This window comes from Altibacter lentus (assembly GCF_000746845.1).
GTDB classification, from domain to species: Bacteria; Bacteroidota; Bacteroidia; order Flavobacteriales; family Flavobacteriaceae; genus Altibacter; species Altibacter lentus.
The window spans coordinates 1,926,414-1,947,762 of sequence record NZ_KN050846.1; the positions used below are offsets into that span (position 1 = coordinate 1,926,414).

Genomic DNA, 21,349 nt, shown 5'->3' on the forward strand with positions numbered 1-21,349 from the left:
TCTTAGTGCTGTATTATTTCTCTTATCCGTCGTTTCAATTCCGGCAGCACCGTTTCGTTAAACCAAGGGTTTTTAGACAACCAGAATCGATTTCTTGGTGAAGGATGCGGTAATGGTAAATAATGCGGGAGATATTCTTTATAGTTCTTTACCGTTTCTGTAAGTGTTGATGCCGCTTTCGCTTTCAAATAATATCGTTGGGCGTACATCCCCACCAAAAGTGTCAACTGTAAATTAGGCAGTAGCGGCAGTAGCGCCGAATGCCACTGAGGGGCACACTCTTGTCGCGGTGGAACATCCCCACTTCGCCCCTTACCCGGATAACAGAATCCCATAGGAATAAGTGCAATTTGTTTTGGATCGTAGAATACTTCGGGTGTGACATTCAACCAATTCCGCAGCTGTTTTCCGCTAGGGTCATCCCAAGGGATCCCGGTCTCATGGACTTTCCTTCCGGGTGCCTGACCAATAATAGCGATCTTTGCTTCGGGATGGGCAGTCACTACGGGTCGTGGTCCTAACGGCAGATGTGCTTTACATATCTCGCAAGCCCGTATGTCCTTTAGTAAGGTTTGCATTATTTTTTTCCTCCCAATACGATAACAAGTTCTCCTTTAGGGGGCCTTTCAGTGTAATGTTGAAGCACCTCTTTAACGCTTCCTCGTATCGTTTCTTCATGGAGTTTTGAAAGCTCCCGAGAAACAGAAACCGGCCGGTCTTCACCTACATACTCGATGAGCTGCGCCAGTGTTTTCAGCAATTTGTGAGGAGATTCATAAAAGATAACGGTTCGTTGTTCTTCGGAAATGGCTTGAAGTCGAGTGTGCCGTCCTTTCTTTATTGGTAAAAAGCCTTCAAATATAAAACGATCGTTCGGCAAAGCGCTGTTTACAAGCGCAGGCACAAAAGCGGTCGCTCCCGGTAAACAATCTACTTCTATGCCTGCTTCCACACAAGCACGCGTTAAGAGGAAGCCCGGGTCGCTAATAGCAGGGGTTCCGGCATCACTTATAAGTGCAATGTTCTCACCTGCTTTTATTCTTTTTACAATACCTTCCGTGGTCTTGTGTTCATTATGCATGTGATGAGAATGCATTTGGGTGCCTACCTCAAAATGTTTGAGTAATTTACCGCTTGTTCTGGTGTCTTCAGCAAGTATGAGATCCACCCCTTTTAATACCTCAACCGCCCGAAAGGTCATGTCCTTTAGATTGCCAATGGGCGTTGGTACCATATAAAGTTTTCCCATTCGTATTAATTGAAACTTTTTTCAACAAGATGCATGAAGCGCTCTGAATATTCTTCTTTTTCAAGCCAATAGTTATAATCGGGCTTCACCTTTCCTTTTATGAACGTAGCGGCTTCCTCAAAGGATTTCATGGTGTTGATCTGGGAAAGGACTCTGGTATAATCTTCAGAGTTCCCGTTGAACAAATGCTTGACAAATGCCAACCTATCATTAAGTCCGATACTAAGCCCCTGAGGGACGGAATCGTTTAACGACCGAGGTCTGTGTGTTGTAATACCGGCATCCGGAACCAAATTGGAGGATTTCTTTGGGATCTCACCTCCTTTTGTAGGTTCCTTTCTTTCGAATGTGGGGGTCTGTTGGTATGCCTGTGCAAATTCTTCAAGATCATTTTTCATGTATTTTGGCTTCGGCGTTACTTCCTCCAAAAGTTCATCGACTTCTTGCGACTCCTCGGGCATTTGTGCGACAATGTCCTTTATTTTTTCAATGAGAGGCTCGATAAGCTCCTCTTTGTTCTCAGGTTGTGGAACAGGTTCGGGTTCTTTAAACCAGTTCTCCTCGCGAAAGCTCTTAGAGTCGAGTCCTTCTTTCTTGCTTCGCTCAAAACCTTCATCAATTTGAGATTCTAAATACTCTAAGACCATTAATTTTTCATACAATTCTCTAACTTTTTTCTTCAATCCTGTTGTTGCCAAGGAAGCATCCTGCGATGCAATTTGTGACGCCAAGGTCTTGATCTCTTCGTACAGCTTCTTCTTCATAACTTTTGAAATTAATCTCTTATTCTCTATTTTGTTTTTATAAATTTACGCAACCTTTATGTAAACGTCAACTATTTCTGTTTTCGTCTAAAATTTACCTATGTTTCTCGAAAATACTGTAAATCAAAAAGAACAATTCGGATGGATTGAGGTGATCTGCGGGTCGATGTTTTCGGGAAAGACTGAAGAACTCATCCGGCGTTTAAAACGTGCAAAATTTGCACGGCAACGTGTGGAGATCTTTAAGCCCAATGTCGATAACAGGTACGATGAAGACATGGTCGTTTCGCACGATAGCAATGAGATTCGGTCTACTCCCGTACCTGCCGCAGCGAATATTCCTATTTTGGCAGATAACTGCGATGTCGTTGGGATCGATGAAGCTCAATTCTTTGACGACGAGATCGTTAAAGTTTGTAATGACCTTGCAAACAGGGGTGTTCGCGTGATCGTCGCCGGTTTGGATATGGATTTCAAGGGAAACCCTTTTGGACCGATGCCCGCGCTTATGGCCACTGCCGAATATGTGACCAAAGTACACGCCGTCTGTACGCGAACAGGAAATCTTGCCAATTACAGCTATCGAAAATCAAAAAGCGATGATCTGGTGCTGCTGGGTGAGACCGAAGAGTACGAACCACTAAGCAGGGCAGCGTACTTTAAAGCGATGCTTCGAGAAAAAGTAAGTAAGATCGAAGTGAAGGATCCCGAAGAAATCCCTTCAAAAAAGCAAGCCTAAGCATGCCAAAAGCTACCGAAACCCTTCTGGAGATCGACCTGACCGCGTTGGGCGATAACTACCGTTACCTTACCTCTAAAATAGCCCCGAAAACAAAGATGCTGGCTGTTGTAAAAGCCTATGGATACGGAAGCGACAGTGTTGCTGTGGCCAAGGAACTTGTTGCTTTGGGCATCGATTATTTTGCCGTAGCGTATGCCTGGGAGGGTGAAGTACTTCGCGACGGGGCTATCGAGACACCTATATTGGTCCTCCACCCGTTACCTGCTAATTTCGATCTAATCGTACGGCGCTGTATGGAACCCAGTATCTATTCGCGGAAAATGCTCACCGATTTTATTGCTTTTGCCGAAAAACAACAGCAAAAGGAATATCCCATCCATCTTAAGTTCAATACAGGCTTAAATAGGTTAGGCTTCGGAAAAGAGGACCTCGAATTCATTGTCGAAAAACTTTCAGAAACAGCTTCAGTAAAAGTACGCTCCATGTTCTCTCACTTGGCGGCCACCGAAGATAAGGAGCAAAGAACGTTTACACTTCGGCAGATTGAAGCTTTCAGAAATCATTCTGAAGCAGTCATCCAAGGCATTGGCTACCGTCCGTTGTTACACACTTTAAATACTTCGGGTATTCTCAATTACCCCGAAGCACAATTCGATATGGTGCGCAGCGGTATTGGACTCTATGGTTTTGGAAACGACCCAAAGGAAAGAACACATCTCACTCCCGTGGCAACCCTAAAGACGGTGATATCACAGATCCATGAGCTGCCTGAGGGAGCAAATGTGGGTTATAATATGGGACACACTACTTCAAAGGCCGGCAGGACGGCTACGCTTCCCATTGGTCATGCTGATGGTATTAGCAGAGCCTATGGAAAAGGTAAAGGGTGGGTAAACATACATGGTAAAAAAGCCCCAATCGTGGGGAATGTGTGTATGGATATGATCATGGTGGATGTAACGAACATCGAGTGTAAAGAAGGCGATGAGGTGATCGTTTTTGGTAATAATCCTACCGCCGAAGAACTCGCTGCGGCTATTGGTTCCATTCCCTACGAACTGTTAACAGCCATTTCTCAACGAATAAAACGAGTCGTTTATCGAAAATAGAGCGCTGTGTCCATCTTATTGTATGTGAACTTACAATTTTGATTAACTTAGTCGATATTAACTCTAAACCCATCAAGACATGTTAAAAGAATTCAAAGATTTCATCATGACCGGCAACGTCATAGATCTAGCGGTCGCCGTTATCCTCGCCGCGGCTGTCGGAGGCGTAGTTTCCGGATTTACTAACGATATTATGATGCCAATCGTAGGTCACTTTACGGGAGGTGTTGATTTCTCCGACCTTAAGGTTGTGCTTTCTGAAGCTATCGTTGCCGCCGATGGAACCATAGAAAAACCCGAAAACGCCATCATGTGGGGAAAATGGGTGAATGCACTTATTAATTTAATAATCGTTGGCTTTGTACTTTTCATGATCGTTAAAGCATATAATAAGAGTAAAAAACCGAAAGAAGAAGCACCCGCTGCTCCTGCCGGGCCTACTCAAGAAGAACTATTGATGCAAATTCGTGACGAATTGAGAAAAAAATAACCGTTAGCGACCGCTACACTACATAGTTTTAACCAAACCCTTCTTCCTGACCGGAGAAGGGTCTTTTTTTGCATTTTATTCTGAAAATTCTTCTTGCGAAGCTGTATTTTTGAATCCAAATTGAAATACGTATGAAATTAGCTGTGGTAGGTGCCACCGGAATGGTAGGAACCGTAATGTTGAAACTGTTGGAAGAACGCAATTTTCCTGTGACACAATTTCTTCCTGTTGCTTCGGAAAAATCTGTTGGGAACGAGGTCGTTTTTAAAGGGGAACCACATACCATCGTAAGTTTGGAAGCGGCAGTGAGCGCAGTTCCGGACATCGCGATTTTCTCGGCCGGAGGAGAGACGTCGCTTGAATGGGCGCCAAAATTCGCGGCTGCAGGTACAACCGTTATTGATAATTCGTCTGCCTGGCGAATGGATCAATCAAAAAAATTGATCGTTCCTGAGATAAACGCTCACCTTCTCTCTAAAGATGATAAGATCATCGCAAACCCTAATTGCTCCACCATTCAAATGGTGATGGTACTTGCTCCGTTACATAAAAAATACCGCATGAAACGCGTGGTGGTCTCTACCTACCAGTCGGTTTCAGGAACCGGACTCAAGGCCGTACACCAACTTGAAAACGAAATACAGGGCATTAAGGGTGAAATGGCCTATCCCTATCCTATACACAAGAATGCATTACCCCATTGTGATGTTTTTGAGGACAACGGCTATACCAAAGAAGAAATGAAGTTAGCACGTGAGCCGCAAAAAATCTTAGATGATAAAAGCTTTTCGGTAACGGCTACCGCAGTTCGAATTCCAACTGCCGGCGGCCATAGTGAAGCAGTGAATGTAGAGTTTCACAACGATTTTGAACTCGGCGAGGTTCGATCCATCCTTCATGAGGTCCCCGGGATAACCGTACAGGACAATCCGGATACGAACACCTACCCCATGCCCATGTACGCACATGATAAAGACGATGTGTTCGTTGGCCGTATTCGCCGGGATGAAACGCAGCCAAATTCACTTAATATGTGGATCGTGAGTGATAATTTGCGCAAAGGAGCGGCGACCAATGCCATTCAGATCGCCGAATATCTAGTGGCAAATTCGCTGGTATAGGTTGATATAGGCTATAAAATTTGTATAACACGCAGCACACAAATTCACTGCGTGTTTTTATTTTGTTTATATTTAGTTGTTTAACACTAATCGCCATCCCTATGAATTCAACTTTTACTAAAATCCTTCGCATACTTTTGGGTCTCATTCTTCTCTTTTTCGGTTTGAATAAGTTCATCGATTTTATGCCCATGTTCGAAATGCCTAATGCGGCAGCAAACTTTTTAGAATCTCTTAAGAGTTCGGGCTATGTCTTTTATGTAGTGGCGATCCTAGAGATCACCGTAGGTCTTCTGTTGTTGATCAATAAATGGGTTCCCTTTGCCTTGATCCTCTTTGCGCCTATCTCTATAAATATTCTGCTCTTCCATTTGTTCTTGGATGTTTCAGATGTCATTGTAGCCATTGTGATCTCGGTCTTTAATGCGATCCTTATTTATAAATATTGGCGTGCCTACCGCCCATTGTTTCAGTATTAGCTAAAATTACATCCCATTTTAAGGTTCTAACAGTATTATAACTGTTTGAACGAGTAGTTTTTACTATTTTTACGGCTCTTAATCCATTTAAAAAGATGAACAAATATCTTATCCCTTTTTCTATGGCACTTATTTTTGTGGCCTGTAAAGAAGAAACTAAAAAAGAATCCATTGCTGTGACTTACCCGCAAACCAAAAAAGTTGACACCGTCGACACCTATTTTGGTGTAGATGTGAACGATCCGTATCGCTGGCTTGAAGACGATAGAAGTGCTGAAACAGAGGACTGGGTAAAAAGACAGAACAAAGTCACTTTTGACTATTTGGATAATATTCCGTTTCGGGAAGCATTGAAAGAGCGGCTCTCGTCATTATGGAACTACGAAAAAGTAGGAGCTCCGTTTAAAGAAGGAGAGTACACCTACTTTTATAAAAATGACGGACTTCAAAACCAATATGTGGTCTATAGATATAAAACTGGCGAGGATCCTAATACTGCAGAAGTTTTTCTAGACCCGAATACCTTTAAAGAGGATGGGACGATCTCCCTTGGCGGACTTAGTTTTTCTGAAGACGGGAAAACAGCGGCTTACAGTATTTCCGAAGGCGGCAGCGACTGGCGCAAGATCTTGGTAATGAATGCTGAAACTAAAGAAGTGGTTGAAGATACTTTGGTGGATATAAAGTTTAGCGGCCTCTCCTGGAAAGGTAACGATGGTTTTTACTACTCCAGCTACGACAAACCCGAAGGAAGCGAACTGTCTGCCAAGACCGATCAACACAAATTATACTACCACAAACTAGGCACTCCTCAACAAAATGATGCATTGGTCTTTGGTGGTGTTCCCTCGGAAAAACACCGCTATGTGAATGGATATGTCACCGAAGACAATAAATATCTGGTGGTAACAGCCAAGACCTCAACTTCGGGGAACAAACTGTATATAAAAGATCTGTCAACCCCCGGCAGCAAATTTGTTACCATTCTGGACCATACAGACAGTGATACGTTTGTGTTAGACAATATAGGAACGAAGCTTATTCTTGTAACCAACCTCAATGCACCTAACCAGAAGATCGTTACCACAGATGCTGACAATCCAACCCCTAATAACTGGGTCGAGATCATCCCTGAAACCGAAAATGTGCTTTCTGCCTCCACCGGAGGTGGTTACATTTTTACCGAATATATGGTAGATGCCGTCTCTAAGGTATATCAATATGACTATAACGGAAAACGTATTCGAGAAATAGAACTTCCCGGTGTGGGAAGTGCGGGAGGCTTTGGTGCGAAGAAAGACGAAACCGAGCTATACTATTCGTTCACCAATTACGTGACCCCGGGAAGCATTTACAAATACGATATTGAAAAAGGTACTTCTCAACTGTACAGAAAACCTGAGATCGATTTCAACCCCGAAAATTACGAAAGTAAACAGGTATTCTATACATCTAAGGACGGAACAAAGGTTCCCATGATCATAACACACAAAAAAGGATTGAAGCTTGATGGTAAAAACCCCACCATATTATACGGTTACGGCGGATTTAATATCTCATTAACCCCCAGCTTTAGTATTACCAATGCCGTTTGGATGGAACAGGGGGGTATCTACGCCGTTCCCAATCTGCGTGGTGGTGGGGAATATGGCAAAGAATGGCATAAGGCAGGGACCAAGATGCAAAAACAAAATGTCTTTGACGATTTCATCGCTGCTGCAGAGTATTTAATAAATAACAACTATACCTCCCCGGATTATCTTGCGGTACGTGGGGGATCCAATGGTGGTCTTTTGGTTGGTGCTGCCATGACACAGCGTCCCGACCTCATGAAGGTGGCTTTACCTGCCGTAGGTGTTATGGATATGTTGCGCTATCATACTTTTACTGCGGGAGCAGGATGGGCGTATGATTACGGCACCGCAGAGGACAGCAAAGAAATGTTCGAATATTTAAAAGGATATTCTCCTGTTCACAATGTAAAAGCAGGTGTGGAATATCCCGCCACATTAGTGACAACGGGTGACCACGATGACCGTGTGGTTCCTGCACATAGTTTCAAATATGCTGCCGAACTTCAAGAAAAACAAGCAGGAAATAATCCTGTGCTTATTCGAATCGAAACCGATGCAGGACACGGTGCCGGAACCCCAATTAGTAAGACCATAGAAGAATACGCCGATATCTTTGGGTTTACACTCTATAATATGGGCTACGAGGTACTCCCGCAAAAGGTGAATGACAAAGTGAAGGAATAAACCCTTAAGAACTCATTAAAAAAGGTTGTTAGTTCTCTATTTTTTAGGAAAGCTAACAACCTTTTCTTATCATCTAGCATGTTAAACGTCGCCATTGAATCCTTTTCCTATTCAGACAGAGAAATTCTGAAGGATATTTCTTTTCAATTAAATAAAGGAGAACATCTTGCCGTGCTGGGAGAAAGCGGTTGTGGTAAATCGACGCTCTTACACATCATCTATGGCTTATTACACCTTGAAAAAGGAGTTCTTTCATGGAACGAAACCCCTCTTTTAGGGCCTAAGCATCATCTTATTCCCGGGGAGGCTTTTATAAAGCTGGTAGCTCAGGAATTCAATATCATGCCCTTTAGCACCGTATGGGAAAATGTGGGCAGTCACCTCACAAGGCTTGAAGAGGAAGAAGACCATGCGCGCATCCAAGAGTTACTAAGGGTAGTCGATTTCGTGGGATTCGAAAAGACAATGGTGAAGCATCTTAGCGGCGGACAAAAGCAAAGGGTAGCCTTAGCAAAGGCGCTGGCAAATACCCCCCAGCTGCTTTTGTTGGACGAACCTTTTAGCAATATTGACACTTTCCGAAAGAATACCTTGCGACGAAATTTGTTTGCCTATTTAAAGCTGAACGGTATTAGCTGCATCACAGCCACCCATGATGCTGAAGAAGCCTTAACGTATTCAGACAGGATCCTTATACTGAAAGACGGTTCGTTAGACAGGATCGCTTCACCCCAAACACTCTTTAAGTCACTTAAGACAGCCTATCAGGCGGGGTTTTTTGGGGACTTTTCCGAACTTCCCGAAAAGGTGTTATTTTCGGAAACTGCTTCCGAAACAGTGAGGATCGTTCTCCCCCATCAATTAATTCCCTGCCAGTCGGCCACCCCGCTTCAGGTTGTAGTAAAAAAATCGTACTTTAAGGGTAGCTATCATCTCGTTCAGTCAAAAATGAAGGACACGATCGTTTGGTTTACTCATTCAGAAGCCATTGAGCCCGAGACATCACTTTATCTTCGATATCATGTATAGAATCTTTATTTTCTTTACTCTCCTTATGTTGGCCGCCGGTTCTCTGTGGGCCCAAGAAAAGAACGATCCAAAGTACCTGGAAAAAGTGCAAACCATTGAAAGTACGATCACGGCGTTATACGCAGTGATTTCAGGAGAAAAAGGAGATAACCGAGACTGGGAATTGTTCCGGTTTCTCTTTGCTTCCGAAGCAAAGCTCATCCCAACCGGAAAGGCTGCCAGCGGAGTTTCTTCGTTGCGTTACATGACCCCGGAAGCGTATATCGCCGCGTCCGAACAGTGGCTGCTGGACAATGGCTTCTTCGAGAAAGAAATCTTTCGCATAGAAGAGCATTTCGGCAACATTGCCCATGTGTTTAGCACTTACGCTTCCTATTATTCTGAAACAGATGAGACGCCATTTATGCGAGGTATTAATAGCATACAGTTATTTCACGATGGTGATCGATGGTGGGTCGTGAACATTTATTGGACGCCGGAAACCCCGGAAACCCCCATTCCGAAGAGATACTTACCCAATTGACCGGTATAAAGATTGTTTTGGATTTGGCACTTTCTAGCAGCATTATCCGTATCTTTAAGTTCATATCAACATAAAATATTATGAGCTGGGAGTACTTTACGAAAGATCTTTCTTGGGAGTCATTAGCTTCTGTATTGTTAGGAACACTGCTCCTTTATGGTGCTCTAATTTTGTACACGCGGTTCTTCGGACTAAAAAGTTTTAGTAAAATGACCGGCTTTGAATTTATCACTACCATTGCCATAGGAAATCTGTTTGCTATGAGTATTGGAACCGGCAATCCTAAATTATTGGTGGGCGGTCTGCTTATTGGTCTGCTATATTTTTTGAATTATCTTATTTCGTTGCTGCAATTTAAAAGTAACGCTGCTCAAAATGCATTGGACAATTCCCCCATCCTGCTCATGCGGAACGGAGCCTTTTTGGAAGATAACTTGAAACGAAGCAAAGTCACCAAAGATGAGCTTCGGGGTAAACTTCGCGAAGCAAACGTGCTAAGTCTTCAACAGGCAAAGGCCGTGATCCTTGAAACCACAGGTGATGTAAGCGTTTTGCATACAGATAAAGACTTGGATGTAGAATCATTCCTTTTAGAGGACGTAATTTCGTAATATGTCTTTTTTAACTGCAGAATGGCGCAAATTGCTCTTGGCGAATTATGAGGTTCCTCCTTCGCTACTTACAAAATACCTTCCTTTTGGCACCGAGTTAGACCTATGGAAAGGTCGTTGCTATGTAAGTATGGTAGGTTTTCTATTTGTAAATACCCGGTTGCGCGGTTTAAAAATTCCGTATCACACTACTTTTGAAGAGGTAAACCTGCGATTCTACGTAAAGCGAGAAGAAATGGGTCAATGGAAGCGAGGTGTTGTTTTCGTGAAAGAGATCGTTCCAAAACCTGCAATCACCTGGGTGGCCAACACTTTTTACAAGGAACGCTATGAGACACATCCTATGAAGCATGTATGGAACGAGGACAAAAGCCATCTGGAGGTATCTTACCATTGGCGGTTGAATAGTGGTTGGCAGTTTTTGCAAGGCACTGCCGAAGCTAACGCAAAACCTATCGAACCCGGAAGTGAAGCCGAATTTATTACCGAGCATTATTGGGGGTACGCACAAGTGAACGATCATACCACGAACGAGTACGAAGTAACACACCCCAGATGGCTTCAATATCCCATCCTTACATTTGAAAGTAATATTGATTTTACCGCCAATTACGGTCCCGCGTTTGCCATGCTCAATCAACAAGAACCGATCTCTGTAATGTTAGCTGAAGGATCTGCTATTACGGTAGAATCAAAAAAGCAGATCTCATAAGAATTAAAAAAACAGCACCATTGACTTATAAAAATCTACCTTCCCTCTCCCCTGCAAAAATTGTATTTTCCATCGTGCTTTCAATTGCAGCGGTCTATCTGTTCTATGAAGGAACCCTCTTTGGCATTGTGCTTTTAGGTGCTGCATTACGCCTCTCGTATATAGAAGGTATTGAGCTTGATCTTGAAAAAATGCGGTACAGAAAATTACACTCCATCTTGGCGTTTGATTTTGGCAAATGGAGACCGCTGCCTGCCATTGAGTATGTTTCGGTATTTAAGACGCAAAAGACCAGCAGAGCACGCGTGATCACTGCCGAAGCCCACATGGGGTTTGAAGTCTATAAAGTAAATTTGTTTTACGCCTCCAATAAACACATCGAGGCGTATGTGTCAGACGATTCCAATGCAGCGTTCGCCATGGCTAAGGACATGGCCGCCATCCTGAAAATAAAGATCTGGGATGCGACACAAACAGAACAACGATGGCGTTAGCTTACTTTATACTTGAAATTGTATAATCTTTTTCGTTGAATGTAAATCTATCCTCTTTGCGCTTTCCGGAGAGGAAGTTTCCAATAGGCGAATGAAGAGCGACACAAAAATAGGTTGTTTTATTTACCTCTACGGCGCCAATGGAAATGCTAATAAAAAAAGTACCTTGATTGGTATAGACAAGGCTTCCTAAGCGGGCATAATCTGAAGTTGCCTTGACGTCAATTTTTTTGACCAAAGACTGAAGATTCTCGATCTCTTGTAGCTGCTTGCCTGCATTCTCGCGATCTATCTGCAGCATGGCCCTGCCGGTTTCATGCTTATCTCCACTGCTGTTCTTCGACTCCTCCAACAAAGATTCTTCAATGTCGGTAATCGATTGTTTTATCTTCTGAAATCGCTTTTCCACTACGAGAACACATTGATCCCTTAGGGCAGATTTAAGTTCTATCACGGTCATTTCAAGTCTTATTCTTTTAGGTCAAAAGTACCATAATTCCGCATTTGTTTTACAATCCAAGTCGTTCTATTTTGAATGTATCTTGATCTTGGGTTTGCCTTGTAGTTCTGCGGATTCGGAAGGATTGCAGCAATTGCGGCAGCTTCCTCACGCCCAAGTTTGTTTGCCGGTTTACGAAACCAATAATTCGCTGCTGCCTCTGCTCCGTAGACCCCTTTTCCCATTTCAATACTGTTTAGATATACCTCAAGGATTCGTTCTTTTGTCCAAAGCGTCTCGATCAAAAAAGTAAAATATGTTTCCAACCCTTTTCGGAACCAATTTCTATGAGGCCATAGAAAAACGTTCTTTGCTGTTTGCTGCGAAATGGTGCTTCCACCCTTTAGCTTTTTCCCTTTTTTATTACTTTCGTATGCTTTTTTAATAGATTCTACGTCAAATCCGTTATGTTTTGTAAAATTTTGATCTTCAGAGCAGATCACGGCTAATTGTAAGTAAGGTGAAATTTGCGTAAGCGGCACCCAATCGTGTTTCGTGTCTAATCCTTCTTCGGCCGTAATAGTACGGATACCCATTAACGGGGTATAGGGTACGGGTAAGGCTCCATACAATAGTACCCAAAGGACGGTGAGCACAACAAACCATCCAATACCTTTGAGAATCCATCTAAAAAATCGTTTCATGTATGATGCAAATTAGCTAATTGTTGTCCTACGGAACTACCAATGGCAACTCCCATGCCCCCCAGACGAACACCACAATAGACATTAGGTGACAACTCCTTTAGAATAGGTTTCTTCTGGCCGCCAACGCCCATGATACCGCTCCATCGTGTGTCGATCTCGAACGTTTGGTCAGGAATGATGGTTGTGGCGAGTAATTCTTCCAAACGGTCTTGCACTAGCGCTGTCAGGCCTGCTTCGGAAGTTTCCTCGGCTTTGAAATCTAAGTTCCTGCCTCCACCTAGGAGGATTCTATTCTGAATATTTCTGAAATAATAGTATCCTTTATCAAGATGGAACGTACCTTTCAGCGTAAGATTGGCTATAGGTTTGGTAATTAAAACCTGTGCTCGGGCCGGTTGAACATCATCATTCATAAATTGCGCTGCGAAACCATTTGTTGCGATGAACAAGGATGCGACTGAAATATCTTCAGAATTTGATGTTTTTAGAAGTATTTCACCATTTTTTTGCTCAAATGACTCTATTTTTGAACAATTTAGCACTAAAATCCCTTCTTTTGAGGCTTTTTGAAGCAGCGTTACCATCATTTGTCCCGTATCCAACTGACCTTCAAATTGATTGAAAATAAGTTTATTTTGGACGTTTTTAAAGCCAAATTCATTGTTTTTTATCGAAAATATGTCATTTTTGGACAAAAACACGCTTTTTAGTAGTTCATTAATGTAAGGCAACTTTATAAGACACTCTTCATATAATTCGGGATCATCCTTTGTGAATACCTCATATCCACCATGTTGGACATAATCGAGTTGTTTATCCCCAAGTGTTTCTCGAAGTAATTCAAGCCCCGCTACACGATCGTTGACTAATTGCAGTACTTCGGTTTCGGTATGTGTTTTAAGGTCTTCCAAAATTTCTGAAACACTTCCAAAGCAGGCAAATCCGGCGTTCTTAGTACTTGCTCCACTGGGCAGAGATCCCTTCTCGAAGACAACGATCTTGGCTTTTGGATTCTTTTTCCGAAGTGCTAAAGCACAACTTAGCCCTACGATACCACTTCCAATTATCGCATGGTCAATTTCTTGCAGCCAGGTATTCCGTTCCCAATAAGAAAGATTCATTTTCAAATTAATTTACGATATGTCCTCTGTGAAGATACTGTATTAAAACTTATTTTTAAGCATCCTTATTTCTTGGAAATATGGATAAAGGGACAAAAAATGGCCTGTTTAGACCAAAAAAGCACCAAAATCCATCATTTTTTATGGATTTGGTGCTCTTTATTAGAAATATTATACGGGATTATTCTTCTTCGGGAGCGTCCATTTTCCAATTGTCCATGAAAGCTGTGGTGTAGTTCCCCGCGACATAATCGGGGTGATCCATTAGCTGACGATGAAATGGAATAGTTGTTTTTACTCCTTCGATCACAAACTCGTCTAATGCGCGCTTCATTTTATTGATCGCCTCATCGCGAGTTTGAGCCGTCGTAATAAGCTTAGCGATCATTGAATCGTAATTAGGCGGAATGACATAGCCTGCATACACATGCGTGTCCAGACGAACCCCATGTCCTCCCGGTGCGTGCAACACGGTGATCTTTCCGGGTGAAGGACGGAAATCGTTATAAGGATCTTCCGCATTGATCCTACATTCTATAGAATGTAAGTTAGGAGTGTAATGCTTTCCGGAGATTGGAACGCCAGCAGCCACAAGAATCTGCTCCCGAATCAAATCGAAATCGATCACCTGTTCTGTGATAGGGTGTTCTACTTGAATACGGGTATTCATCTCCATAAAGTAGAAATTACGGTGCTTGTCCACAAGAAATTCTACAGTTCCTGCTCCTTCGTATTTAATGTATTCTGCTGCTTTTACAGCTGCCATTCCCATGTCGTTTCTAAGCTTTTTGGTCATGAACGGACTGGGCGTCTCCTCGGTTAATTTTTGATGACGGCGTTGAATGGAGCAGTCACGTTCGCTCAAATGGCAGGCTTTTCCTGTACTGTCCCCTACTACTTGAATTTCGATATGTCTAGGCTCTTCAATAAGCTTTTCCATATACATATCGTCATTTCCGAAAGCAGCTTTACTTTCTTGTCGTGCTGATTCCCACGCTGCCTGAAGGTTTTCTTCCTTCCAAACGGCACGCATTCCTTTACCACCACCACCTGCACTGGCCTTTAACATAACCGGATATCCCGTTTCTTTGGCCAACTTTTTACAGGTTTCAAAATCCGGGATGATTCCCTCACTACCCGGAACGCAGGGCACTCCTGCAGCCAGCATGGTAGTCTTCGCCATTGCTTTATCCCCCATTCTTTCGATCATGTCGGGAGAAGCACCAATAAACTTAATATTGTGTTCTTCACATATCTTGGAGAATTTTGCATTTTCTGCCAAGAACCCGTAGCCCGGGTGGATGGCGTCGGCATTTGTGATCTCTGCCGCTGCGATAATATTTGAAATCTTGAGGTAGCTTTCGCTGCTGGGTGGCGGTCCAATACAAACGGCCTCGTCTGCAAAACGAACATGTAGGCTCTCCTCATCGGCTTTAGAGTAGACTGCCACGGTTTTAATACCCATTTCCTTACAGGTACGAATAATACGCAGTGCAATCTCTCCCCTATTTGCTATTAATATCTTTTTAAACATAATTCATTGAAATTTCAAACCGCAAACAGTAAATACCAGGTATGGTCCGGAATTTAATCTTTAGGATTTGGGATTTGACAATTTACGAAGGGTCTACCAAAAATAACGGTTGATCGAACTCTACCGGAGAAGCGTCGTCAACCAATATTTTAACAATTTTCCCTGAAACTTCACTTTCTATCTCATTAAAAAGCTTCATTGCTTCTATCACACATAATACATCACCTGCATTTATGTTGCTTCCCACCTCAACGAACATTGGTTTGTCCGGTGACGGCTTTCGGTAGAATGTTCCAATTATAGGTGATTTGATGGTAATATATTTTGAAGATTCGTCTGAAGGAGCTGCTGGGGCTGCAGTGTTGGCCGCAGGTGCAGCGGCTGGTGCCGGTGCAGTTTGTTGTGGGGCCGCCATGGTGGGAATTTGCTGAATATAGGTCGTTTCTCCCTTGCTCTCGCTGCCTGTTCTAATGGTTATTTTTACATCGTCTGTCTCTAGTTTCACTTCACTAGCTCCGGACTTGGCCACGAACTTTATTAAATTCTGAATGTCTTTTAAATCCATAATTTTGGTGTTTATTATCGTTCTGTTTGTTTTATTTTGGGTCGTACGCCCATTTCACATAGACGGCGCCCCAGGTAAATCCGCCTCCAAAAGAAGCAAAGACAAGATTATCGCCTTTTTTTAATTGTTTTTCGTAATCTCTTATACAAAGTGGAAGTGTTGCTGATGTAGTATTCCCATACTTATGGATGTTCATCATCACTTTTTCTTCCGGGAGTCTCATGCGTTTTGCAGTGGCATCAATAATACGTTTATTGGCTTGATGCGGGACCAGCCAATCGACATCATCCCCGCTTAGGTTATTGCGTGCCATAATCTTCTCACTTACATCTGCCATGTTCGACACTGCAAATTTAAATACAGTTTTCCCGTCTTGAAAGACAAAATGTTGTTTTTTGGCAACGGTTTCAGCCGAAGGAGGTAACAAAGAGCCCCCGGCATCAATTTTTAAACTTTGCCTTCCAATACCGTCACTTCGAAGATATTCATCCAAGACTCCAAATCCTTCAGTATTGGGTTCAAACAGCAATGCGCCTCCTCCGTCACCAAAGATGATACAGGTGGTTCGGTCTTCATAATCGATAATAGAAGACATCTTATCGGCACCCAACAATAATACTTTTTTATATTTCCCGGACTCAATGTAGCGGGCGGCGGTAGACATTCCATACAAGAAACTGGAACAAGCAGCCACTAGGTCGAAAGAAAATGCATTTGTTGCGCCAATTTCTGTAGCAACATACACTCCTGTGGCCGCAACGGGCATATCCGGAGTTGCCGTTGCCATAATGACCATATCTATATCCTTAGGGTTGGTATTGCTTTTAGCGAGTAGGTCTTTGGCAGCCTGAATTGCCAAATAGGAGGTGCCTTTATCTTTATCTTTTAAAATCCTGCGTTCCTTAATCCCTGTTCTTGTGGTAATCCATTCGTCATTGGTATCCACCATCGTCTCAAGGATCTTATTGGTGAGAACGTAGTCCGGTACATAGCCTCCTACAGCTGTGATGGCTGCTGTGATTGTACTCATATATTTGAATTAGATTCGGTAATTGGTCGAAACCCTTTAAAAGGAATGAAAATTACTAAAATTTAATCAAAAACGGCTCAAAAAGAGGTTGTTTTTGAAGTTTAACCTGGAAAAAACAAAAAACTCTCACATGAGTGTGAGAGTCTGTAAAGATTATATGGAAGCAAATTATGCCTCGACTTCTTCTGTAGCATCGATCACTACCTGCCCGCGGTAATATAATTTACCTTCGTGCCAGTGTGCTCTATGGTACAAGTGAGCCTCTCCGGTTGTTGGATCGGTTGCGATTTGAGGAGCTGTTGCTTTGTAATGCGTTCTTCTCTTATCTCTTCTGGTTTTCGAGATTTTTCTCTTAGGATGTGCCATTACTGTATTTTATTTATCCGTTAATAGTTTTTTTAATGAGTCCCATCGTGGATCGGTTTCATCACCTTCGGGAGCCTTTTCTTCTTTTGTTTCCTTCGGACTTAATTCTTCAAGTTTAACAAGTATGTCGCTTTCTAATGTTCCATCTTCAACACCCGGATGAATTCTTTTCGCCGGCAATGCCAACACAATAGATTCATACACATATTGTTGAATGTTTACCTCATAGCTTCCATGCGGAAGTATTAACAGGTCTTCATTTTCGTCGTTGTATTCATTCCCAAATTTTACCACAAAATGATATTCTCCGGAAATATCCTGATCATAGGGCTCATTGGTGCTATCACAATAGACATTTACATATCCGTTAAAAGACAGTGTAAATTCCAATAAAGTTGTTTTTTTGATCAATACAACATCGAGTTTAATGGCTACGTCATTAAATTCGTCATACTCATAATGCTCAAAGAACGAAGGGCCGATGGTAAAATCAAAGTGATGTTCTCCTAATTTCAATCCCACGAAAGGGATGGTAAATTCTTTCAATTCCTTCATGATCACACCAATTTTACGCTTTCACCTTAGCAATAAGGCGGGTGCAAAGATAAAAAATTAATTGAATAGGAAAATAATTTATCCTTTCTTTTTTGAAAGCTGTTTTCTACGATTTGTTTGCAGCGGATTTTTCGCTATTTCTTCGTATTCGTTGCGCTGTTTGTAGATATTGATGGCGGCGAAGACTGCTTCTCTAAAGGAGTCGTGGCTGGCTTGATTCTTACCTGCTACATCGAAGGCTGTCCCGTGATCGGGGGAGGTCCGGATTCGACTTAGTCCTGCGGTATAATTTACCCCCGAGCCAAAAGCAAGGGTTTTAAAAGGAATAAGTCCCTGATCATGATACGATGCGACAATTACATCGAAATTCTTATAATTCCCAGAACCGAAAAAACTGTCGGCTGCATAAGGGCCGTAAACTATCTTCCCGTTTTTACGCAGATTATCCAATGTAGGTATTAAGGTCTTGTCATCTTCATCCCCAATAACTCCGTTGTCCCCCACATGTGGATTAATGCCCAAAACGGCAATGCGCGGTTTTTCAATTCCGAAGTCCTGAATCAATGTTCGGTGGATAATATTGATTTTTTTCTCTATAAGTTCTCGGGTTATTGTTTTGGAAACATCTTTCACTGCTACGTGGTCTGTGAGTAGCCCAACGCGAAGTCCTTCGGAAATCATTAGCATAAGGCTCTCGCCTTCCAGCTCTTTTGCGAGATAATCTGTATGTCCCGGAAAGGTAAATGTTTCAGACTGGATATTCGATTTATTTATAGGTGCGGTAACCAAGACATCAATCTTTTGCGCCTTGAGTGCTGCAACCGAAGCTTCCAAAGATTGTAAAGCATAGGCCCCCATTTTCTTGTCGTCATTTCCGAATTCGACATCTACCGGTTCTTTCCAAACATTCAATACGTTTATCTTTTTGTGAACCACATCTTCTACAGTATCAATGCCATGAAAAGAAATATCCAGTTCGTACACTTTTTTGAAAAAGGACATTAGCTTTACTGATGCAAAAATAATCGGAGTACAAAATTCCAGCATCCGAGAATCTTCAAAAGTTTTGAGTACGACTTCACTTCCAATGCCGTTCAAATCTCCTATTGAAATTCCCAGTACAATTTTATCTTGCTTATTCATTCGTAGTAAATCCCTTTATTTTATTGTTACTTTTGCAATACAAATGTAACTAATTGTAAGCATGTTTACAGGAATTATTGAAGCAATCGGTGAAATCTCCAACCTTTCCCCTAAGGATGGAAATTTGGATATACAAGTTAAAAGCGAGCTAAGTTCTCATTTAAAAATCGATCAAAGTGTGTCGCATAATGGAGTGTGTCTTACCGTTGTGGATCTTTCTCCTGAAACGTATACCGTTACAGCAGTACAAGAAACTTTAGACAAAAGCAACATAGGTCGCCTCACGTTGGGCAGTCAAGTGAATCTTGAGCGTGCCATGCGATTGGGGGACCGTTTAGATGGCCATATTGTTCAGGGACATGTGGATCAAACAGCCGTTTGTTCAGAAATAAAAGAAGTGAATGGTAGTTGGTATTTTGGTTTTGAATATGATGCCTCGCTGGGGAATCTAACCATAGAGAAGGGGTCGATCACTGTTAATGGAGTAAGTCTCACAGTGGTGGATGCCAAGAAAAATTCTTTCGGTGTGGCCATCATACCCTATACATATCATCACACTAATTTCAATTTGCTGAAAAAAGGAGATCTTGTAAACTTGGAATTTGATGTGATCGGGAAATACGTAAAGCGACTTATGAGCGGCTATTAGCAGACCTTAATCGTGTGTAAGCAACGTAACCCCCATAAAAAATTCCTGCCAGAAGCAATAGTATAATTCCGCTATCCAAAGGTAATTCTGGTGGTGGGGTTTTGGGTGGAGGGGGTGTGCCTGAGTCACCGCCCGAAAGCTGTGCAAGCATAGAGGTACTTGTAAGTAAACAAAGTACCATGATGGTTTTTATGACGATTTGGGGTCGCATATTCAGGGGCTAATGTAATAATTTTTTTTTAACATCAAATAAAAATTCAATTTATCCAAAACTTATTAACTCAATTTTTCTAATTTAATTGCTTCGTTTTGAATAAATAACATGCTTTATCGAGAACTATTCCCGCAATATTTGCAAGTTATTAAATTATTCCTGCTATTCTAGGTTTCTCGATCCTTTTAAATTCCATGGCTTCAAATAACGCTCACCAAAAAAAATAGTCCCTCACGGACTTCTTAGATTGTGATTTGTAGCTCCCGACTTTACAAAAAGGACAGCGACCAAATTATACTTTTAGTTATACTGAGTCTAAATTAAAGTGGTCCCGCATGGGCTCACTTCGACTTCGCTCAACGCAGCCTTCGGGCAAATTCAAAGCACTATAAATCTCAAAATCACTATTTTAATTAGCGCCCAAAAACAAAAAAGTGGTCCCACATGGGCTCGAACCATGGACCCCCTGATTATGAGTCAGGTGCTCTAACCAGCTGAGCTATGGGACCTAAAACAGTCTGCAAATGTAAAACACTTTGCTTTTAATGCAAAACTATTTTAGGTTATTATTAGGTTATCGATCAATAGGATCCACATCCTGACACAACTCCACCAGTACTCCGTTCGCAGACTTTGGATGTACAAAGACAACCCATTTATTGTCTGCGCCGCGTTTGGGCGTTTCGTTTAATACTTGAAACCCTTCCGATTTTAATCGCTTTACTTCCGCTTCAATATTATCTACGTAAAAAGCTACATGATGGATCCCCTCCCCTTTCTTTTCTAAAAATTTTGCTATGGGACTATTTGGGTTTGTAGCTTCTAGAAGCTCAATCTTACTTTCGCCGCAAACGAAAAAAGATGTGTTCACCCCTTCGCTTTCTACTGTTTCTGTTTTGTATGGAGTGCTTCCTAATAACCGTGAATAGGTGTCATTGGCTTCGGAAAGATTTTTTACCGCGATCCCAAGATGTTCTATTTTCTTCATAATTGTAAATGTATCGTTAATTAAAAAAATATCAAACCTTTAAATATGCTACTTTTGTATTATGGAAGAAAGCAACAGACAGAAGAAAATTGCAGGCGTTCTACAAAACGACCTCGCCAATGTATTACAGAGCATGCTTCGGGAAGCAGGACAGTTGGGAATCATCCTTTCAGTATCCAAAGTAACCGTTACAACCGACCTTTCAATTGCTAAGGTCTATGTGAGTGTGTTTCCTGCAGATAAAGCCGAAGGCGTCACCAAGGATCTCAATGTGTTAAAGGCAAAGATCAAACATCAAATTGCGCAACTCACGCGGCACCAGCTTCGCAAAATGCCCGATCTCCAGTTTTATAATGACGACTCCTTGGAATACATAGAGCGAATTGAAAAAGCAGTAAAAGGCGACGAAAACCCTATTGAAAATCCAAATATTTTACCCAAACGCAAAAAGAGTTAA

The 21,349-nt window shown here is 42.1% G+C and carries 26 protein-coding genes and 1 tRNA gene; 13 read left to right on the forward strand and 14 right to left on the reverse strand.

All coding sequences use genetic code 11. From position 1 onward, the window contains the following. Positions 1-2 precede the first annotated feature (2 nt). From JS40_RS08885 to JS40_RS08895, 3 genes are read right to left on the reverse strand one after another with little or no spacing between them, the layout of a single operon-like run. Positions 3-578 (reverse strand): uracil-DNA glycosylase family protein, encoded by a 576-nt coding sequence (locus JS40_RS08885; RefSeq protein ID WP_034260017.1) that lies wholly within the window; start codon positions 576-578, stop codon positions 3-5. Then, positions 578-1,249: a 16S rRNA (cytidine(1402)-2'-O)-methyltransferase gene (rsmI, locus tag JS40_RS08890; RefSeq protein WP_034260018.1), complete on the reverse strand. Its 672-nt coding sequence runs from the start codon at positions 1,247-1,249 to the stop codon at positions 578-580. The genes JS40_RS08885 and rsmI overlap by 1 nt, the downstream gene beginning before the upstream one ends. A gap of 5 nt (positions 1,250-1,254) precedes the next feature. After that, positions 1,255-2,013, reverse strand: a complete 759-nt coding sequence (locus tag JS40_RS08895; RefSeq protein WP_034260019.1) for a hypothetical protein — start codon at positions 2,011-2,013, stop codon at positions 1,255-1,257. Between the two features lie 100 nt (positions 2,014-2,113). Here JS40_RS08895 and JS40_RS08900 point away from each other — a divergent pair, with 100 nt between their 5' ends. From JS40_RS08900 to JS40_RS08950, 11 genes are all read left to right on the forward strand, one after another. Beyond that, on the forward strand, positions 2,114-2,752 hold the full coding sequence (locus tag JS40_RS08900) for a thymidine kinase (protein WP_034260020.1): 639 nt from the start codon (positions 2,114-2,116) through the stop codon (positions 2,750-2,752). Positions 2,753-2,754: 2 nt separating this feature from the next. Continuing rightward, the gene (gene alr / locus JS40_RS08905; RefSeq protein ID WP_034260021.1) at positions 2,755-3,864 is read left to right on the forward strand and encodes an alanine racemase; all 1,110 of its coding nucleotides are present in this window, start codon (positions 2,755-2,757) and stop codon (positions 3,862-3,864) included. 79 nt (positions 3,865-3,943) lie between these two features. Continuing rightward, positions 3,944-4,354, forward strand: coding sequence for a large conductance mechanosensitive channel protein MscL (mscL, locus tag JS40_RS08910; protein ID WP_034260022.1), 411 nt, complete (start codon positions 3,944-3,946; stop codon positions 4,352-4,354). 131 nt (positions 4,355-4,485) lie between these two features. Continuing rightward, entirely contained in the window at positions 4,486-5,475 is a 990-nt protein-coding gene (locus tag JS40_RS08915) for an aspartate-semialdehyde dehydrogenase (RefSeq protein WP_034260024.1), read from the forward strand. A 101-nt stretch (positions 5,476-5,576) separates the two neighbouring features. Beyond that, complete coding sequence (locus tag JS40_RS08920) at positions 5,577-5,954, forward strand: DoxX family membrane protein (RefSeq protein ID WP_034260025.1); 378 nt, start codon at positions 5,577-5,579, stop codon at positions 5,952-5,954. A gap of 95 nt (positions 5,955-6,049) precedes the next feature. Further along, a complete protein-coding gene (locus JS40_RS08925) occupies positions 6,050-8,212 on the forward strand; it encodes a prolyl oligopeptidase family serine peptidase (protein WP_034260027.1) in 2,163 nt (720 codons plus the stop codon). A gap of 78 nt (positions 8,213-8,290) precedes the next feature. Beyond that, positions 8,291-9,241 carry an ABC transporter ATP-binding protein gene (locus JS40_RS08930; protein WP_034260028.1) on the forward strand — a complete coding sequence of 317 codons (951 nt, stop codon included), beginning with the start codon at positions 8,291-8,293 and terminating at the stop codon, positions 9,239-9,241. Continuing rightward, on the forward strand, positions 9,234-9,764 hold the full coding sequence (locus JS40_RS08935; RefSeq protein WP_034260030.1) for a hypothetical protein: 531 nt from the start codon (positions 9,234-9,236) through the stop codon (positions 9,762-9,764). The genes JS40_RS08930 and JS40_RS08935 overlap by 8 nt, the downstream gene beginning before the upstream one ends. Before the next feature lie 80 nt (positions 9,765-9,844). Next, positions 9,845-10,375, forward strand: coding sequence for a DUF421 domain-containing protein (locus tag JS40_RS08940; protein WP_034260031.1), 531 nt, complete (start codon positions 9,845-9,847; stop codon positions 10,373-10,375). Between the two features lies 1 nt (position 10,376). Further along, positions 10,377-11,087: a YqjF family protein gene (locus JS40_RS08945; RefSeq protein ID WP_034260032.1), complete on the forward strand. Its 711-nt coding sequence runs from the start codon at positions 10,377-10,379 to the stop codon at positions 11,085-11,087. Between the two features lie 20 nt (positions 11,088-11,107). Beyond that, complete coding sequence (locus JS40_RS08950; RefSeq protein WP_152558161.1) at positions 11,108-11,581, forward strand: hypothetical protein; 474 nt, start codon at positions 11,108-11,110, stop codon at positions 11,579-11,581. Position 11,582: 1 nt separating this feature from the next. Here the strand turns inward: JS40_RS08950 and JS40_RS08955 are convergent, their stop codons facing one another. From JS40_RS08955 to pdxA, 9 genes are all read right to left on the reverse strand, one after another. After that, entirely contained in the window at positions 11,583-12,041 is a 459-nt protein-coding gene (locus tag JS40_RS08955; protein WP_034260036.1) for a hypothetical protein, read from the reverse strand. An 8-nt stretch (positions 12,042-12,049) separates the two neighbouring features. Continuing rightward, on the reverse strand, positions 12,050-12,724 hold the full coding sequence (gene mtgA / locus JS40_RS08960; RefSeq protein ID WP_034260038.1) for a monofunctional biosynthetic peptidoglycan transglycosylase: 675 nt from the start codon (positions 12,722-12,724) through the stop codon (positions 12,050-12,052). Then, entirely contained in the window at positions 12,721-13,848 is a 1,128-nt protein-coding gene (locus tag JS40_RS08965; RefSeq protein ID WP_034260040.1) for an NAD(P)/FAD-dependent oxidoreductase, read from the reverse strand. The genes mtgA and JS40_RS08965 overlap by 4 nt, the downstream gene beginning before the upstream one ends. Before the next feature lie 181 nt (positions 13,849-14,029). Continuing rightward, a complete protein-coding gene (accC, locus tag JS40_RS08970) occupies positions 14,030-15,382 on the reverse strand; it encodes an acetyl-CoA carboxylase biotin carboxylase subunit (protein WP_034260042.1) in 1,353 nt (450 codons plus the stop codon). 82 nt (positions 15,383-15,464) lie between these two features. Next, positions 15,465-15,947 carry an acetyl-CoA carboxylase biotin carboxyl carrier protein gene (gene accB / locus JS40_RS08975; RefSeq protein WP_034260044.1) on the reverse strand — a complete coding sequence of 161 codons (483 nt, stop codon included), beginning with the start codon at positions 15,945-15,947 and terminating at the stop codon, positions 15,465-15,467. A gap of 31 nt (positions 15,948-15,978) precedes the next feature. Then, entirely contained in the window at positions 15,979-16,977 is a 999-nt protein-coding gene (locus tag JS40_RS08980; protein WP_034260046.1) for a beta-ketoacyl-ACP synthase III, read from the reverse strand. Between the two features lie 168 nt (positions 16,978-17,145). Beyond that, positions 17,146-17,343, reverse strand: coding sequence for a 50S ribosomal protein L32 (gene rpmF / locus JS40_RS15265; RefSeq protein WP_084677470.1), 198 nt, complete (start codon positions 17,341-17,343; stop codon positions 17,146-17,148). Positions 17,344-17,352: 9 nt separating this feature from the next. After that, positions 17,353-17,898, reverse strand: coding sequence for a YceD family protein (locus JS40_RS08985; protein WP_034260048.1), 546 nt, complete (start codon positions 17,896-17,898; stop codon positions 17,353-17,355). Positions 17,899-17,976: 78 nt separating this feature from the next. Further along, the gene (gene pdxA / locus JS40_RS08990; protein WP_034260050.1) at positions 17,977-19,041 is read right to left on the reverse strand and encodes a 4-hydroxythreonine-4-phosphate dehydrogenase PdxA; all 1,065 of its coding nucleotides are present in this window, start codon (positions 19,039-19,041) and stop codon (positions 17,977-17,979) included. Positions 19,042-19,102: 61 nt separating this feature from the next. Here pdxA and JS40_RS08995 point away from each other — a divergent pair, with 61 nt between their 5' ends. After that, positions 19,103-19,690 (forward strand): riboflavin synthase, encoded by a 588-nt coding sequence (locus JS40_RS08995; protein ID WP_034260051.1) that lies wholly within the window; start codon positions 19,103-19,105, stop codon positions 19,688-19,690. Positions 19,691-20,339: 649 nt separating this feature from the next. On the opposite strand, the gene JS40_RS09000 is transcribed toward JS40_RS08995, so the two are convergent. Further along, a tRNA-Ile gene (locus tag JS40_RS09000) sits at positions 20,340-20,413 on the reverse strand. Between the two features lie 65 nt (positions 20,414-20,478). Next, complete coding sequence (gene mce / locus JS40_RS09005) at positions 20,479-20,892, reverse strand: methylmalonyl-CoA epimerase (protein ID WP_034260053.1); 414 nt, start codon at positions 20,890-20,892, stop codon at positions 20,479-20,481. A gap of 61 nt (positions 20,893-20,953) precedes the next feature. On the opposite strand from mce, the gene rbfA reads away from it, so the two are divergent. Continuing rightward, positions 20,954-21,349: a 30S ribosome-binding factor RbfA gene (gene rbfA / locus JS40_RS09010; RefSeq protein WP_034260054.1), complete on the forward strand. Its 396-nt coding sequence runs from the start codon at positions 20,954-20,956 to the stop codon at positions 21,347-21,349.